At 65.7% G+C, this 15,581-nt stretch carries 14 protein-coding genes; 8 read left to right on the forward strand and 6 right to left on the reverse strand.

Features of this window, described 5'->3' with window-relative positions; all coding sequences use genetic code 11:
* Nucleotides 1-90: 90 nt before the first annotated feature.
* Together C8J45_RS07685 and C8J45_RS07690 are read left to right on the forward strand one after the other, a co-directional pair.
* Nucleotides 91-1,626, forward strand: a complete 1,536-nt coding sequence (locus tag C8J45_RS07685; protein WP_107962982.1) for an aminoacyl--tRNA ligase-related protein — start codon at nt 91-93, stop codon at nt 1,624-1,626.
* 179 nt (nt 1,627-1,805) lie between these two features.
* Complete coding sequence (locus C8J45_RS07690) at nt 1,806-2,162, forward strand: VOC family protein (RefSeq protein WP_107962695.1); 357 nt, start codon at nt 1,806-1,808, stop codon at nt 2,160-2,162.
* A 121-nt stretch (nt 2,163-2,283) separates the two neighbouring features.
* Here the strand turns inward: C8J45_RS07690 and C8J45_RS07695 are convergent, their stop codons facing one another.
* Nucleotides 2,284-2,997, reverse strand: a complete 714-nt coding sequence (locus tag C8J45_RS07695; RefSeq protein ID WP_107962696.1) for a carbon-nitrogen hydrolase family protein — start codon at nt 2,995-2,997, stop codon at nt 2,284-2,286.
* 22 nt (nt 2,998-3,019) lie between these two features.
* Entirely contained in the window at nt 3,020-4,090 is a 1,071-nt protein-coding gene (locus C8J45_RS07700; protein ID WP_107962983.1) for a PA0069 family radical SAM protein, read from the reverse strand.
* A 175-nt stretch (nt 4,091-4,265) separates the two neighbouring features.
* On the opposite strand from C8J45_RS07700, the gene C8J45_RS07705 reads away from it, so the two are divergent.
* On the forward strand, nt 4,266-4,463 hold the full coding sequence (locus tag C8J45_RS07705; RefSeq protein ID WP_107962697.1) for a hypothetical protein: 198 nt from the start codon (nt 4,266-4,268) through the stop codon (nt 4,461-4,463).
* 56 nt (nt 4,464-4,519) lie between these two features.
* Here the strand turns inward: C8J45_RS07705 and C8J45_RS07710 are convergent, their stop codons facing one another.
* From C8J45_RS07710 to C8J45_RS07725, 4 genes are all read right to left on the reverse strand, one after another.
* Nucleotides 4,520-4,768 carry a hypothetical protein gene (locus C8J45_RS07710; RefSeq protein ID WP_146168588.1) on the reverse strand — a complete coding sequence of 83 codons (249 nt, stop codon included), beginning with the start codon at nt 4,766-4,768 and terminating at the stop codon, nt 4,520-4,522.
* 255 nt (nt 4,769-5,023) lie between these two features.
* Nucleotides 5,024-5,551: a molybdenum cofactor biosynthesis protein B gene (gene moaB, locus C8J45_RS07715; protein ID WP_056047163.1), complete on the reverse strand. Its 528-nt coding sequence runs from the start codon at nt 5,549-5,551 to the stop codon at nt 5,024-5,026.
* Nucleotides 5,552-5,556: 5 nt separating this feature from the next.
* Nucleotides 5,557-7,428 carry a lytic transglycosylase domain-containing protein gene (locus C8J45_RS07720; protein WP_107962699.1) on the reverse strand — a complete coding sequence of 624 codons (1,872 nt, stop codon included), beginning with the start codon at nt 7,426-7,428 and terminating at the stop codon, nt 5,557-5,559.
* The gene (locus tag C8J45_RS07725) at nt 7,425-8,207 is read right to left on the reverse strand and encodes a uracil-DNA glycosylase (protein ID WP_107962700.1); all 783 of its coding nucleotides are present in this window, start codon (nt 8,205-8,207) and stop codon (nt 7,425-7,427) included. Before C8J45_RS07725 ends, C8J45_RS07720 begins: the two co-directional genes overlap by 4 nt.
* Nucleotides 8,208-8,346: 139 nt before the next feature.
* Between C8J45_RS07725 and C8J45_RS07730 the strand changes: the two genes are divergently transcribed.
* The 5 genes from C8J45_RS07730 to C8J45_RS07750 all read left to right on the forward strand — a co-directional run bounded on the left by C8J45_RS07730 (nt 8,347) and on the right by C8J45_RS07750 (nt 15,568).
* Entirely contained in the window at nt 8,347-10,008 is a 1,662-nt protein-coding gene (locus C8J45_RS07730; protein ID WP_107962984.1) for an electron transfer flavoprotein-ubiquinone oxidoreductase, read from the forward strand.
* A 28-nt stretch (nt 10,009-10,036) separates the two neighbouring features.
* Nucleotides 10,037-11,422, forward strand: a complete 1,386-nt coding sequence (locus C8J45_RS07735) for a tetratricopeptide repeat protein (RefSeq protein ID WP_107962701.1) — start codon at nt 10,037-10,039, stop codon at nt 11,420-11,422.
* A gap of 205 nt (nt 11,423-11,627) precedes the next feature.
* Entirely contained in the window at nt 11,628-12,560 is a 933-nt protein-coding gene (locus C8J45_RS07740) for a 4-(cytidine 5'-diphospho)-2-C-methyl-D-erythritol kinase (protein ID WP_107962702.1), read from the forward strand.
* A 601-nt stretch (nt 12,561-13,161) separates the two neighbouring features.
* Nucleotides 13,162-14,241 (forward strand): recombinase RecA, encoded by a 1,080-nt coding sequence (gene recA, locus C8J45_RS07745; RefSeq protein ID WP_107962985.1) that lies wholly within the window; start codon nt 13,162-13,164, stop codon nt 14,239-14,241.
* 490 nt (nt 14,242-14,731) lie between these two features.
* A complete protein-coding gene (locus tag C8J45_RS07750; RefSeq protein ID WP_107962703.1) occupies nt 14,732-15,568 on the forward strand; it encodes a trans-aconitate 2-methyltransferase in 837 nt (278 codons plus the stop codon).
* The last annotated feature ends 13 nt before the right edge of the window (nt 15,569-15,581 follow it).

The following is a 15,581-nucleotide window of genomic DNA, read 5'->3' on the forward strand; positions in this document are numbered from 1 at the left end:
TCTTGGCTCTGGGTCCTGACTTTCGTCAGGATGACGGAGCGCGATGGAGGATGGGGTGACGAACCCCCGCGCACCCGCTATCCGCACCGCATGATAAAGCGCGCACTCCCCGTCACCCGCGAGGCGGATTTCTCCGCCTGGTACCAGGCCGTCATCTCCGAGGCCGATCTCGCCGAGGAGTCCGGCGTCCGCGGCTGCATGGTCATCCGCCCATGGGGCTATGGCATCTGGGAGCGCATCCAGCGCCTGCTCGACGACCGGATCAAGGCGACCGGTCACGAGAACTGCTATTTCCCGCTCTTCATCCCGCTTTCCTATTTCGAGAAGGAGGCCGAGCACGTCGACGGGTTCGCCAAGGAAATGGCCGTGGTCACGCACCACCGCCTCAAGGCCGACGGCTATGGCCGGCTGATCCCCGATCCCGACGCCAAGCTCGAGGAGCCGCTCGTCGTCCGCCCGACCTCCGAGATGGTCATCGGCGCCGCCTTCGCGCGCTGGGTCCAGTCGTGGCGCGACCTGCCCGTGCTGATCAACCAGTGGGCCAACGTCGTCCGCTGGGAAATGCGCACGCGCATGTTCCTGCGCACCAGCGAGTTCCTCTGGCAGGAAGGCCACACCGCCCACGCCACCGCTGACGAAGCGCGCGACGAGACGCTCAAGATGCTCGAAGTCTATCGCGATTTCGCGGAGGAGTGCCTCGGCGTCCACGTCATCGCCGGCGAGAAGCCCGAGAACGAGCGCTTCCCTGGCGCCGTCGCGACCTATTCGATCGAGGCGATGATGCAGGATGGCAAGGCGCTGCAAGCCGGCACCTCGCACTTCCTCGGCACCAACTTCGCCTCGGCGCAGAACATCCGCTTCCAGAATGCGGGCGGTGAGTTCGAGCTGTGCAACACCACCAGCTGGGGCGTGTCGACGCGGATGATCGGCGCGGTCATCATGGTCCACGGCGACGACGACGGCCTGCGCGTGCCGCCGATGATCGCCCCGTGGCAGGTCGTGATCGTCCCGATGCTGCGCGACGTCCCCGAGGACGCGGCGATCGTCGAATACTGCAAGTCGCTCCAGGCCGAACTGGCCAAGCAGTCCGCGCTCGGCGAACCGGTCCGTGCGTTGCTCGATCTCAAGCCCGCCAAGGCCGCAACCAAGCGCTGGGGCTGGGTCAAGAAGGGCGCGCCGATCGTGATCGAAGTCGGCGGCCGCGACATGGCGGGCGGCAACGTCACCGTGATCCGCCGCGACCGCCTGTACCGCGAGGATGGCAAGCTCGACAGCGTCGCCACGCCGCGCGACGCGTTCGTCGGGGAGGTTTCGGGTATGCTGCACGACATCCAGGCGACGCTCCACGTCGAGTCGATGAACCGCGTGAAGGGCAACATCGTCCCCGCGAACGACTTCGCTGCGGTCGAAGCGCATTTCGCCGATGGCGTGAAGAACCCCGGCTGGGTCGACGTCCGCTGGTCCAAGCCGACGGGGGCGGCACTCGACAAGGTCGTCGAACGGTTGAAGGCGCTCAAGCTCACGATCCGCAACGCGCCGATGGGCCAGACCGGGTGTGATGACGGCGCGTGCATCTTCACCGGCGAACCCGCGGTGGAACGCATCCTGATTGGCCGCGCCTACTAGGCGCACTGATCGGCCGCTGTCGGCGTCGCGTCCAAGGCTCATCATCGGGGCGATGCATGGCGACCGCTTGGATAGCTAAGGCAAGGAGCAACCAAAACCGTCCGGTCTGTCGGCTGCATCGTCGCGCTCGTCTGGTATCGTCGCATCGGCTTTGGGCGGTGCAACCTTAGGGGGCAGGCATGGGCGTGACGGGAATCGGCGGCTTCTTCTTCCGGGCAAACGACCCGGAGGCGATCCGCGCATGGTATGTCGAGCATCTCGGCGTCGGGTCGGTGCCGTATGGATCGTGGGAGACGCAGGCAGGGCCGAGCGTGTTCGCACCGTTCGCGGCCGACACCGACTATTTTCCCAAGGATCGCCAATGGATGCTCAACCTGCGTGTCGATGACCTCGACGGCCTGATCGCGACGCTCCGCGCGGCCGGGATCGCGGTAGTCACCAATCCCGAATGGGACATGCCCGGCTTTGGCCGCTTCGCCCGCATACATGATCCCGAAGACAACCCGATCGAACTCTGGCAACCCGATCCTGCGTGATGAACCCCATTGATACTTGGTCGGGTACGCTGGAGTAAGTCGCTGTCCGGACGAGGATGGGTTTCAGTCGAACCTCGCTCTATCATGCCTGTCATCGGTCGCGAGCGAACGGTAAATCCGGTCATGGCACGTCGTAGATTGCGACGCCCTCGACGCCTTCCGCCACACGCGCCGCGATCGTGCCATCGGGACGAACGATCATCGTGCAGCCATGACTCAGCCGCGCGCCGCACGATCCCGTCACGTCGGCGGACACGATCCAGCACCCCGTCTGCACGGCGCGTGCGCGTAAATTCTCGACGCTGCGCGATCGCCAGCGTGCCGCGGTATCGGGCGACAGCATGTTGTCGAGGGGATAGCAGATCACCGCCGCGCCTTGGTCGGCCAAACTTCGTGCTGCGTCGGGATGGTTGGCGTCGTTGCAGATGTTGATGCCGTACCGCACGCCGTCCCGTTCGAAGACCGGGCTTGCGCGCCCCGCGACCACGCCCGGTTCGTTCGGATGCCGCTTGGCATAGCGGCCCACGACGCGACCGCGTTCGATCACGAAGGCGCTGTTCGTCACGCCGTCCGCGCGGCGTTCGAAACTGCCGAGGATCACCGTTGTCGCGACCGGTGCGAGTGCAGCGAGGATCGCGCGCCACCGGTCGTCCTCGACATCGATGGCCCGCGCGGCGATCGTCGTCGGATCATAACTGTGCCCCAGCAGATGACATTCGGGGAACACCGCAAGGTCCATGCGCATGTCCGCTCGCGTCAGGTCGTCGACGACCCGCGCGACGACGGCGGCAGCGTCGTCCTCGACCCGCAAGCGCTGGAACGCCGCTATCCGCACGGCCGCAACGCAGGACGATCGGTCAAAACAACTCTCCCTGCGGCCCCCTCGGCGCGCGGAACAGGTCGTTGCGCAGCGCGATCCGTTCCTGGTTCAGCCCGTGTTTGGCGCAGGCGATCCGGAACCGCGTACCCAGCAGGTCGGCCCACGGTCCTTGCCCCTTCATCCGCGTGAAGAAGTTCGGATCATTGTCGCGGCCGCCTCTCAGCGAGGCTATCGTCGCCATCACCTTGCTCGCGCGATCGGGGAAATGCTCGTCGAGCCACGCACGGAACAGCGGCGCCACTTCGAACGGCAGCCGTACCGGGATGAAGAACGCCCGGCTGGCACCAGCCTCCGCCGCACGCGCGACCAGATGCTCGATCTCGTGATCGGTGATCGCCGGGATGACCGGTGCGATCGACACGTACACCGGTACGCCTGCGTCGGCGAGTTTGCGCACCGCCGCCAGCCGCCGCTCGGGATGCGGCGCACGCGGCTCGACGGTCGACGCCACCTTCGGATCCAGCGAGGTGATCGACATCGCCACCGCCGCCAAGCCTTTTGCGGCCATAGGCGCCAGCAGGTCCAGATCGCGCACCACGCGGTCAGACTTGGTCGTGATCGTCAGCGGATGATCGGTCTCGCTGAGCACTTCGATGATGCCGCGGGTGATCCGCCAGTCGGTCTCGATCGGCTGGTACGGATCGGTATTCGTGCCCAGCGCCATCGGCGCGACGACGTAGCCCGGCTTGCTCAACTCCGCCCGCAACAGCGCCGCCGCCGAGGGCTTGGCGAACAGCTTGCTTTCGAAATCGAGCCCGGGCGACAGGTCGTGAAACGCATGACTCGGCCGCGCGAAACAGTAGATGCAGCCGTGCTCGCATCCTCGATAGGGATTGATCGAACGGTCGAACGGTACGTCGGGCGACGCGTTGCGGCTGATGATCGTCCGCGGCGTCTCGACCGTCACCGTCGTCCGCAGCTTCGGCGCGATCCCGTCGATCCCTTCGCGCATGTCGAGCCAGTCGCCGTCCGCCTCGGTCTGCGGCAGGTTGAAGCGACGGCTTTCGTCGTTGCGCGTTGCTCCGCGAACCGGTCGGGCGGTCTTCATCGCACGACGATACACGCAATTCACGAACAAAAGAAGAACATAGTTGATGGCGCGGTGCTGGCGAACCCGTCGAGCCTTGATCCATATCTAGTTAAATAAACGCAGGTTTCTAAAGGCTTGACGCTGGTACGAAAGAATACTCGCCGCCTGCTGCGATAGCGCGTAGGGCAGGCACATGACGGAACAGATCACCACGGTGGAACGGGCATTCGAGTTGGCGCGATCGGGCGAATGCGAGTCGGTGAACGCGCTACGCCAGCGGTTGCGCCGCGAGGGGTATGACGCGGTTCATCTTCATCTTCACGGTGCGTCGATCAACAAGCAGCTCGTCGATCTCATCCATACCGCGAGGGGCGGCTCCGCGCTGGCGTGAGGCGGCCGCGGTTCGGTCGCGACGATCTCGAGATCGCCCGACCGAACCATCACGCGTCACTTCTGCGCCAGAGCCATCGTCTTGGGCATGTTCAGACCGGCTGCCGACCATTCCGCGTTGGTCTTGCAGGTCGTCCTACCGATCCGCGAGCCGGTCACGGCCGGATCGTTCAAGCAGTATTTCTGCGTCTTGGCATCATATTTGAGCACCGTCTTCTGGATCGAATCCCGCGGTGCCGCGAGAGCTGGAACGCCAGTGGCCAGAACGGCGACGGCAACGAGGCTCTTCAGGAAGATCGAGGTCATGGCAGCGTCCTTGTGATGGTTGGTACGAGGCGCCCGATGGGGCGACATCTCGATCAATGCATCTGGCGTGCCAGTTATATAATACAGTGCATCACTTGTCGTAAGTCATTGAGGATGCTGAAAACTTCTTGATGGGCGACCGGCCGAAAGCGGATTCTTCACTTGGTACGCCGCACTATCTAATGGTGATAACCGCAAAAAAATGGTCCGAGTTCGCGCGCTCGATCGCTAATTTAGCGAACAAACAAGCTGCGCTCAGCGCTCCAGCAGTCGCGGCATCAGCTCGACGAAGTTGCAGGGGCGATGGCGGCTGTCTAGCTGGTCGCGCAGGATGCCGTCCCAGCCGTCCTTCACCGCGCCAGTCGAGCCGGGCAGCGCGAAGATATAGGTGCCGTGCGACACGCAGGCGCAGGCGCGCGACTGGACCGTCGAGGTGCCGATCGTCTGGTAGCTCAGCATGCGGAAGAGTTCGCCGAAGCCGGGAATCATCTTCTCCGCGACCTGTTCGACCGCCTCCGGGGTCACATCGCGCCCGGTCACGCCGGTGCCGCCAGTGGTGATGATGCAGTCGACCTCGGGATCGCCGATCCACGCGTGGAGACGCGAAACGATCGTCTCGACGTCGTCCTTCTCGATCCGGCGGTCGGCGAGAACATGCCCCGCCTCGGTCAGCCGCGCGACCAAAGTATCGCCCGAGCGATCCTCGGCAAGGCCCCGCGTGTCCGACACGGTCAGCACGGCAATCCGCACCGGCAGGAAAATCCGGCTTTCATCGATCGGCATGAAACTCAGTCCGCGCGCGTAACAGTCGTGGATTGCGGTCCGACGCTGGCATTCACCGCGACGGTAGCATTCAAAGGCGCCGTGCTGGCACGATATTGCGTGTACGGCTTGGCCGCCATCCGCACCGCTGTCGCCCCCGGCAGGCCGGGGAAGCGCGGCCACATGCCTTGCGCCAGCGCGTTGCGGCTGGTCGATGCCTTCTTGCCGCCCTGCGCCTCGTACATCCAGTAATTGCGCAGCACGGTCGTCACGTAGCCGCGCGTCTCCCAATACGGGATGCTCTCGATATACATCAGCGGATCGCCGTTATCGTGGACGATTGCGTTCCAGTCGCCGACCGGGCGTGGACCCGCGTTGTACGCCGCGATCACCTTGGGCAGCAGCCCGCCGGTGACGCCAGCCATGTCGCGCAGCCGCTCGAGATGGCGCTGGCCTACATCCATGTTGGTGCTCGGCTTGGTCAGCGCCTTCACGTCGATCGAGGTGCCACGCTCACGTGCGAAGTCGGTCGCGGCGGCGGGCATGATCTGCATGAGGCCATACGCGCCGGCCGGGCTCTTGATCGTGTTGCGGAACCGCGATTCCTCGAGCGTGTGCGCGTACACCAGCGCCTTGTCGATGTGCCAGCCGCTGTCGGGCGTCCAGTTCGGCGTCGGATACCGCGCCTCGGCGGTCGACGTGACCCCCTGCGGGCAGTTGTGCGCAAGCCAAACGGTCGTCGCGGGCAGGCTCAGCGCTTCCGCCACGCGGACCAGGTTGGCGAACTCGCGCGGATCGCCGATCTTCGCCTGCTGGCGGATTACGGTATCGGCCAGGTCTGTCTCGCCGACTTCGACCAGGGCAGCGGCGACGCGGACGTTGGGACGCTTGCCGACGACCTTCCAGTCGCTCGCAACCAGTCCGCCCACGGACGTGCCCTTGTCCTTCATCGCAAGCTGCTGGCGGGCAAGCTGGCCGTAGAAGCTCTCGCCGAACTGCGCCGCCGCCTTCAGCCGGCCCTCGATTTTGTCGGGGCGCGAGCACACCATGTCCGCGCGCGACGCCCAGTACAAAGCCGCCGCCCGAAGATCGACGTCGCCGGCGCGTGCCGCGACACCCTCGAACCCGGTCTCGGCATTCGCGCAGTCATTCTGCCGCCACGCCGACAATGCGCCGACCCAGCGGCCCTGGACGGCCCAGTCGCCGACGCCGTCCTGTGCCTTCGCCGCCATCACGCGCGCGTTCACATCATCGCCTTGGAGGAAATAGATCCACGCGATCTTCTGCTGCCACTCGGTCAGCGCTTCAGGGGTGAGGCCGGGCGTACTCTCCAGCAGCGACTGCGCCTCGCGGCCCATGTCCGCCTTGACGTAGGGCTGCATCTTCATCGCGAGATCGGCAGCGATCATGTCGCCCTGCAGGCTCTTGGCGCGGACGCGACGCGGCGCGCCGTCCTGCCAGATCAACCGCTGAGCCGCGGGCAGGGGAGGCAAGTCGACCGCGCCGCGCGTCGTCGCGAGGCGCGAAATCTGCGCGGCTTCGGGCAGTTCGGGCGCTTCGTTGAGCAGCGCGACCAGCGGCTCCATCTCGACGCGGGGCGAGCCCTTCGCCGTATACATCTCGGCGCGCGCGATCGCGTGCAGCGGGCCGGGCTTCATCGTGTCGAGCCCGATCTGCGCGTCAGTCCACTTGCCGTCGCGGATTGCCGCGAACACGGTCCTGTAGGCCTCGCGCTGGCTGGCATCGAGCTGGTCGGGGATCTGTTCGATCGTCGGTGCGCCGATCAACTGCGTCGTGCCGAGCCGCGCATCGCCAGCGGGTTCACCGGCAACGGTCGCCGCGAGTGCTGGAAAGGGGAGGGCGCTGAGCCCCAGAACGATAGCTAGAGTCCGAATCATCTCACACCCTCTTGCGACGTCAGTCCGCGCATCAGCATCTGCAAATCCTTCCAGGCCTCGGCCTTGGCCGCGGGCTTTTCGATCAGAAACCGCGGATGAAAGCTCGCGACCACGCCGGTCTCGTCGGAAGCTTTGCCAGACGCCGAACCGGACCCCGTTTCTCCGGTCTTATGGTTAAACTCGTGTAAACGCCCGCGCGCCGCCTGTAATTCCGTCTCGAGGATCGCACGGCTCGCCGCATTGCCAAGCAGCAGCAACCGCTTGGGTGCAACCAACCCGATGTGATGCTTGGCGATTTCCGACAGCCGCGCCTCGACCTCGCTCTGGATCCGCCCCGCCGTCGGCCGCTTCGCGCAGACTGCCGCGAGATGCACTTCGTCGCGTGTCAGACCGATCGCCGCGAGCATCTTGTCGAGCAGCCGTCCCGATGCGCCACTCAGCAGCGCCCCCGCATCGCCATCGTCCCGGTCCGGGCAATCGACAAGCACCATGACCGTAGCGTCAGCGGGACCAACCGCGGCCAGCGAAACCCCGCTCCAGTCGGCCTCGGGAACCTCCGCACTGCTCCGCCAGGCCAGGAAATCGGCCAGCAAATGCGGCATCGCGGAGGGTGCCAAGACCGGCGCAGCAGGCACTGCGGCGGGTACGACCAGCGGCTCAGGCGCCGCAAACCAGTCGCGCGGGGCGTCGTCGACCAGCGTGTCGACGCCAGCCTCGTGCCACCAATCGAGCGCGCTCGCGGCGGCGTTTCGCCAATCGATGGTTTGATCCGCCCCCACACGGTAACCTATGCTGCATGGTTGACGTGGCGGTCAACTCGCGCAATCGCCATATTGGACAAGATGGTGCCGGCCCGAGCCCGAACGAAGGGTGGGGCGCAAAGCTATGGCAATAGGGGACATCCCCCGGGAGACGATGATGACGACACGTGAATCGATGCCGTACGACGTGGTGATCGTCGGCGCTGGCCCGGCCGGTCTCTCGGCAGCGATCCGCCTGAAACAGCTGGCCGCGGAGAAGGACGCCGAGATCAGCGTCTGCGTGCTCGAAAAGGGCTCCGAAGTCGGCGCGCATATCCTGTCGGGCGCGGTCATCGATCCCAAGAGTCTCGACGAGCTGCTGCCGAACTGGCGCGAGGACGGCTGTCCGCTTGCCGAAGTGCCGGTGACCGAGAACCATCACTGGATCCTGACCAAGACGAAGAAGAGCGAAATGCCGCACTTCGTCACGCCCTCGTTCATGCACAACAAGGGCACCTATACCGGCTCGCTCGGCAACCTGTGCCGCTGGCTCGCGGGCAAGGCGGAGGAACTCGGCGTCGAGATCTTCCCGGGCTTCGCCGCCGCGGAAATCCTGTTCAACGACGACGGCTCGGTCAAGGGCGTCGCGACCGGCGACATGGGCGTCGCGCGCGACGGCACGCACAAGGGCGACTACACCCCCGGCCTCGAACTCCACGCCAAATACACCTTCTTCTCGGAAGGCTGCCGCGGGCACCTCACCAAGGAACTGATCCGCAATTTCGCGCTCGACAAGGACAGCGATCCGCAGGTCTACGGCCTCGGTATCAAGGAGCTTTGGGACATCGATCCCGAACTCCACGTCCCCGGCCGCGTCATCCACACGCAGGGCTGGCCCTTGTCCGAAACCGACGGCTCGAACGGCGGCGGCTGGATCTATCACCAGGCGAACGGCCAGGTCTCGATCGGCTTCGTCACATGGCTGAACTACACCAACCCGTATCTCTCGCCGTTCAGCGAGATGCAGCGCTGGAAGACGCATCCCGAGATCGCCGCACTCCTCAAGGGTGCCAAGCGGGTCAGCTACGGCGCGCGCGCGATCAGCGACGGCGGGCTCCAGTCGATCCCCAAGCTCGTCATGCCCGGCGCGGCGCTGATCGGCGACAGCGCGGGCTTCCTCAACGTGCCGCGGATCAAGGGCACGCATACCGCGATGAAGTCCGGCATGATGGCCGCCGAGGCCGCGGTCGAGGCGATCGTCTCGCAGCGCGGCCATGACGAACTCGCCGCCTATCCCGAAGCGTTCGATGAGTCGTGGGTCAAGAAGGAGCTGTCGGTCGTCCGCAACGTCGTGCCGCTGGTCAAGAAGTTCGGCGACCTGGTCGGCTCGGGCCTCGCCGGCATCACGATGTGGGCGGAGCATCTGGGGATCAAAATGCCCTTCACGATGCACCACCATCCCGACAACGAGAGCCTGTGGCGCAAGGATCTCGTCAAGCCGATCGTCTATCCGAAGCCCGACGGCGTCCTGACCTTCGATCGCCTCTCGTCGGTGTTCGTCTCGAACACCAACCACGAGGAGGACCAGCCGGTCCACCTGACGCTCAAGGATGCGAGCGTGCCGATCGAATACAACCTGCCGATGTACGACGAGCCTGCGCAACGCTATTGCCCGGCCGGCGTTTACGAAGTCGTTGGCGAGGACACGTCCGATCCGAAGTTCGTCATCAACGCGCAGAACTGCGTCCACTGCAAGACCTGCGACATCAAGGACCCCACCCAGAATATCAACTGGGTCGTACCCGAGGGCGGCGGAGGCCCCAATTATCCCAACATGTAAGCGTCTGTTTTTAGCCCTAGGTCTTGCCGTGGCGGCGCCCGCCACTGCTGCGCCGGCTGATCTCTCCGCCTATCTGAAGGCCCGCGTCGCCGACGCCGCCGCCCGGCCGGACCTCGCAGCGGCCAGCTACGCCAAGGTGCTGGCGGCATCGCCCGATGATCCCGTCGTCGCGATCCGCGCCTATCGCGAGGCGCTGGAGGCCGGCGACGTGCCGCTCGCCACCCGCGCCGTCGCGGTGCTGAACAAGGCCGGGGTCGCCCCCGCCGACGCAGCACTGATCCCGCTCGCCGATGCAGCCCGCCGCAACGACGCGAAGGCCGCGAGCGCAGCGATCGCCACGTTGTCGAGCGGCCCCCTCGTGGTCCTCGCGCCCTCGCTCTACGCCTGGGTAGCGCATGCGGAAGGCCGCGACCCCGAACCCTCGCTGGCGACCGCAGCGAAGGACCCCGTCGCCAACCGCTTCGCCACCGAGACACGAGCGCTGATGGCCGCAGCACCGCGCAAGCAACCGCTATCGATCGGCGTCTCGCGCCTGCTCGCCCGCCTAGCCAGCGATCTCAGCGCAGGCGAACCCTCGCCGCTGTCGATCGCGCTAACCCAGGCAGCCCTGCGCGCCGACCCGAGTTACGACGCAGCGCGCGTGCTCCTCGCCGACGCACTCGCCCGCAACAAGCTGGTCGACCGCGCGCTCGTCGTGCTCGACGGCGTCGACGCCAAGAGCCCCTCCGCCCCGGCCGCCGCCGCCGAACGCATCGACATCCTCGCCACCGCCGACCGCAACGGCGAAGCGCTCGCCGCCGCCAAGAACCGCGTCGACCAGAAGGGGTCTGAGCCCGCCGACTGGCAACGCTACGCCGACCTGCTCCTGACCACCGGCAACCCCGCCGAAGCCGCGACTTGGTACCAGCGGATCATCGCCGCCGACACCGCAAAGGGCGGCAGCTGGGGCAACTGGCTGCAATATGGCGGCGCACTCGACCAGGCCGGCCGCTGGCCCGAAGCACGCGACGCACTGGAAAAAGCCGTCGCCCGCGGCCCCGCGCAACCGCTCGCGCTCAACTATCTCGGCTTCGCGCAAGTCGAGCACGGCGACGACATCCCCGCCTCGATCAAGCTGCTCGAACGCGCCAGCCGGATCGACCCGACCAACGCGTCGATCACCGACTCGCTTGGTTGGGCCTACCACCTCTCCGGCAACACCGCCCGAGCGCTCCCCCTGCTCGAAACCGCCGCGCAGGCCGAACCCACCAACGCCGAAATCGCCGACCACCTCGGCGACGCCTATTGGAGCGTCGGCCGAAACTACGAAGCGCGCTACGCCTGGCGCGCCGCCTTGCTGACTGCCGAACCCGCAGACACGGCGCGTATAACCACCAAGATCGCGGGCGGCCTTCCCGCCAACGCCCGCCGCTGAAACAACGACTCCCGCCCTAAAGCCGAGAGGGAAGGGGCTTGCTCGGCCAACATCCGTCACCCCAGCGAACGCTGGGGTCTCCCACGAGGTGCGCACCGCCCGCCAAACGATAAGATCCCAGCGTTCGCTGGGATGACGGTCGATTGTTGGCTAAGCGCGTGGGCAAAGCACGCACCAGGCCCGCCGCCAAACCCCGAGACCGACAATGCCCGCCATCACCGAACCCGCTCCCGCCAAGATCAACCTGGCCCTCCACGTCCGCCGCCGCCGCCCCGACGGCTACCACGACCTCGAAACCCTCTTCGCCTTCGCCACCGACGGCGACCTGATTACGGTAAAGCCCGCCCAAACCAACAGCTTCACCATAACCGGCCCCTTTGCCGCCGCACTCCTCCCCGTCGAGAGCATCGCCCCAACCCCCAACACCACCCCGGCGAAGGCCGGGGCCCAATTGGGGACGGACAACGACGACGCACCGCGCTCGTCCGGCGCCGCCCCCTGGCATTGCAACCTCGTAACCGCCGCAGCAGACGCCTTCACCACCGCCTTCGCCCCCGAAGCCCACCACGCCATAACCCTCGAAAAGCACCTCCCCATCGCCTCAGGCATAGGCGGAGGCTCAGCCGACGCCGCCGCCACCCTCCGCGCGCTGGCCCGCCTCCACGACGTACCCCCAACCGACCCCCGCCTCCACGAAATCGCCGCAAAGCTCGGCGCCGACGTCCCCGCCTGCCTCGCCAACCGCACCACGCTAGGCACCGGCAAAGGCGACACCCTCACGAACCTCGAAGGCCTGTCCGGCACCCCCCTCCTGCTCGTGAACCCGGGCGTCGCGGTCTCCACCGCCGCCGTCTTCGAGACCTGGGACGGCCACGACCGAGGCCCGATCCCCGAAGGTAATCTCCTCGATCGCGCCCTCGAAGGCCGCAACGACCTAGAACCCCCCGCGCTGGCCCTCGCCCCCGCAATCGCCGAAGTCCGCACGCTCCTCGACGCAGCCCAAGGCGTCCTCCTGTCCAGAATGTCCGGCTCCGGCGCCACCTGCTTCGCGCTGTTCGAAACCCCCGAAGCCAGAGATACCGCCGCCACCGCCGCGCAAGCCAAAGGCTGGTGGACCCTCGCAACAAACCTCGGCTGATCGACCGATATACGGCGGCACTTTCGAGGCTGGCCGCCGCCTTGCCGCCACCGCCCGTCATCCTGACGAAAGTCAGGATCCAGAGCGGCAAACGAAACCGCCCGTCACAACCAGTTCGTGACACCATCGACGAGTCGATCGCCGCCAAACCCGCGCTCGAACAACCAGAACCGTTCTCGACCAAACTCTGCCCGGCCCATCTCCCGACCCCGGACGTGTACGGCGCTTATCCCGTTCGAAAACGTGTAAGTACGCAGTCATACGGCACCACGCCCTTGCCTTGTTCTCCCGCGAAGGCGGGAGCCCAGTCTGGATCCCCGCCTTCGCGGGGAAACATGTCTTATTTGCGCGCAAGGGCAGCAGCCCACATTTTCAGGGGGCCAGCGCTCCGCGTAATCATTGATCGATGAGCGCGGAACGTTGGGTGCTGAACCAAGCCCCGCATGACTAGGCTTGGCAACCACCCGCGGCCGTTGCCAAACGTACACCTTTTTCAGGAAAACCCATCGTTCCCCACTTGTTCCAAAAGAACAAAGAGAATACATGGTGTTTGACGCGTTGAATGGCACGCGCGCTTGCTTTAGCGATGGGAGCATATTCGATGGCCGCTAATCTGAAAGTGATCGACACCGGCATGGCAACCGCAACCGCAACCAACGACCGGCAGAAGGCGCTCGACGCCGCGCTCGCGCAGATCGACCGCGCCTTCGGCAAGGGCTCGGCAATGCGCCTGGGCTCCAAGGAAACCATGCAGGTCGAGGTCATCTCGACCGGCTCGCTCGGGCTCGACATCGCGCTCGGCGTCGGCGGCCTGCCGCGCGGCCGCGTGATCGAGATCTACGGCCCGGAAAGTTCGGGCAAGACCACGCTCGCGCTCCACGTGATCGCCGAAGCGCAGAAGGGCGGCGGCACTGCGGCGTTCGTCGATGCCGAGCACGCGCTCGACCCGGTCTACGCCAAGAAGCTCGGCGTCAACATCGACGAACTGATCGTCTCGCAGCCAGACACCGGCGAGCAGGCGCTCGAGATCGTCGACACGCTCGTCCGCTCGAACGCGATCGACGTGCTCGTGGTCGACTCGGTCGCAGCGCTCGTGCCGCGCGCCGAAATCGAAGGCGAGATGGGCGACAGCCATGTCGGTCTTCAGGCGCGTCTGATGTCGCAGTCGTTGCGGAAACTGACCGGCTCGATCAGCCGCTCGCGCTGCATGGTGATCTTCATCAACCAGCTCCGCATGAAGATCGGCGTCATGTACGGTAACCCGGAGACGACGACCGGCGGTAACGCGCTGAAGTTCTACGCCTCGGTCCGCCTCGACATCCGCCGCATCGGTGCGATCAAGGCCGGCGAAGAGGTGACGGGCAACCAAACGCGCGTGAAGGTCGTCAAGAACAAGGTTGCCCCGCCGTTCAAGCAGGTCGAGTTCGACATCATGTACGGGCAGGGCGTTTCCAAGCTCGGCGAGATCCTCGATCTTGGCGTGAAGGCGGGCTTGGTCGAAAAGTCGGGCGCGTGGTTCAGCTACGACAGCGTGCGCCTCGGCCAGGGCCGCGAGAACTCGAAGACGTTCCTCAAGGACAACCCCGAAACCGCCGACCGCCTCGAAAAGCAGATCCGCGCGCGCACCGACAAGGTCGCCGAAGAAATGATGGCCGGCCCCGAAGAAGGCGACGACGCCTAACCCTACTTTCCCTCTCCCTCAGGGGAGAGGGAGGGACCCATTGCCTCCGCAATGGGTGAGGGCACGCGGGAAATGATGCGTAGTGCATGGATCATCCTGGCCGACCATATGCACGGCCGATGGTTCAAACGCGTGGTAAAATAACACCGCGCCAATCTACCCACGGCACCACCCCGGCGAAGGCCGGGGCCCAATTGGTATGACCCCGCAAATAGAGTCCTGTGCCAAGCCAAGCCTTGTCGGATGATCAACTCTGTGTTTGGCAACACGCCCATGTACGCTTGATATCTTGCGCCCCCTTGTTCTCCCCCGAAGGCGGGAGCCCAGTCTGGATCCCTGCCTTCGCGGGGAAACAAAGAAGCGAAGGGCAGGGCGCGAGCTTTGGGAATGTCCCGAAATCCCGCAATACCAAACCTGCGCGAGCGTCTATACTTCCTATACTTCACTCCAAACCACCGCCCCGACCGCAACCGAAAAAGCACCCCAGCCCATGACCACCGCCCAAGACTGGACCGGCAGAATAGGCGACGTCTGGGCCGCGGAATGGCGCCGAACCGACCGCAGCTTCACCAACCTGACCCCGCATTTGAACGCAGCGATCCTGTCCGCCGCCACCCCCCAAACCCGCAAGATCATCGACATAGGCTGCGGTGCCGGCGCAACCTCACTCGCCACCGCGCAAGCGCTCCCGACCGCGCAAATAACCGGCATAGATCTCTCACCAAACCTGATCGAGATCGCCAAACACCGCGCCACAATCCAAACCAACGCCAGCTTCGAGTGCGCGGACATCACCGCCGCCGCCCCGAACCACGCCCCAATCAACCTCTACGTCTCCCGCCACGGCGTCATGTTCTTCGCCGACCCCGTCGCCGCCTTCACGACATTAGCCGAAGCCGCCTCTCCCGACGCGGCGCTAGTCTTCTCCTGTTTCGCCGACCGCGCGGCCAACCGCTGGGCCACCGAAATCATCACCGCAACCGGTGGCAACGCAGACGCTCCAGCAACCACCGCGCCCGGCCCCTTCGCCTTCGCCGACCCGACCTACGTCGCGACGATTCTCAAGAAATCCGGCTGGCAAGTCGCATCACCCGAGCGTGTCGACTTCGCCTACCGGGCAGGGGAGGGCGCCGACCCCGTAGCCGACGCTGTCGACTATTTCCGCCGCATCGGCCCCGCAGCCTCCGCCATCCGCGACGCCGCCCCCGAGGAACGCGAGCGCCACATCGCGCGTCTCACCCAGGTCTGCGACCGGTACCGAAGCGGCGACACGGTGGAATTCCCCGCCGCCGCCTGGATCTGGATCGCGCGCAAATCGTCCAAATAAGAAACAGGGGGTT

This window comes from Sphingomonas sp. PP-CE-3G-477 (assembly GCF_003050745.1).
Lineage (GTDB): Bacteria > Pseudomonadota > Alphaproteobacteria > Sphingomonadales > Sphingomonadaceae > Sphingomonas.

What these genes read in the sequence shown, in the direction of transcription:
- C8J45_RS07685 (WP_107962982.1), top strand. Translation starts at nt 91, where the DNA reads ATGATAAAGCGCGCACTCCCCGTCACCCGCGAGGCGGATTTCTCCGCC.
- C8J45_RS07690 (WP_107962695.1), top strand. Translation starts at nt 1,806, where the DNA reads ATGGGCGTGACGGGAATCGGCGGCTTCTTCTTCCGGGCAAACGACCCG.
- C8J45_RS07700 (WP_107962983.1), bottom strand. Translation starts at nt 4,090, where the DNA reads ATGAAGACCGCCCGACCGGTTCGCGGAGCAACGCGCAACGACGAAAGC.
- C8J45_RS07705 (WP_107962697.1), top strand. Translation starts at nt 4,266, where the DNA reads ATGACGGAACAGATCACCACGGTGGAACGGGCATTCGAGTTGGCGCGA.
- C8J45_RS07710 (WP_146168588.1), bottom strand. Translation starts at nt 4,768, where the DNA reads ATGACCTCGATCTTCCTGAAGAGCCTCGTTGCCGTCGCCGTTCTGGCC.
- moaB (WP_056047163.1), bottom strand. Translation starts at nt 5,551, where the DNA reads ATGCCGATCGATGAAAGCCGGATTTTCCTGCCGGTGCGGATTGCCGTG.
- C8J45_RS07720 (WP_107962699.1), bottom strand. Translation starts at nt 7,428, where the DNA reads ATGATTCGGACTCTAGCTATCGTTCTGGGGCTCAGCGCCCTCCCCTTT.
- C8J45_RS07730 (WP_107962984.1), top strand. Translation starts at nt 8,347, where the DNA reads ATGACGACACGTGAATCGATGCCGTACGACGTGGTGATCGTCGGCGCT.
- C8J45_RS07740 (WP_107962702.1), top strand. Translation starts at nt 11,628, where the DNA reads ATGCCCGCCATCACCGAACCCGCTCCCGCCAAGATCAACCTGGCCCTC.
- recA (WP_107962985.1), top strand. Translation starts at nt 13,162, where the DNA reads ATGGCCGCTAATCTGAAAGTGATCGACACCGGCATGGCAACCGCAACC.
- C8J45_RS07750 (WP_107962703.1), top strand. Translation starts at nt 14,732, where the DNA reads ATGACCACCGCCCAAGACTGGACCGGCAGAATAGGCGACGTCTGGGCC.